Below are 216 nucleotides of genomic sequence, written 5' to 3' on the forward strand. Positions count from 1 at the left end.
GGCCACACTCCGTGCCGAGATCAGCGGCCCGAGAGAGGTGATGGTGCCGCAGACCCACCCGCCGGCCGAGGAGGCCGAGGTCGACTTCGGCGAATTCACCGCCACGATTGCCGGGGTGGTGATGAAGATATTCATGTTCTGCATGCGCCTGTCGCACTCGGGCAAGGCGTTCCACTTCGCCTACGCCAACCAGGCCCAGGAATCGTTCTTCGACGG

The 216-nt window shown here is 64.4% G+C and carries 1 pseudogene; it reads left to right on the plus strand.

Going from position 1 to position 216, the window contains the following annotated elements:
- Window positions 1-216 (plus strand): annotated as a pseudogene (locus tag G6027_RS19035) (IS21 family transposase); the annotation flags it as partial.

Origin of the sequence: Dietzia sp. SLG310A2-38A2 (assembly GCF_014145095.1) — a bacterium.
GTDB lineage: Bacteria > Actinomycetota > Actinomycetes > Mycobacteriales > Mycobacteriaceae > Dietzia.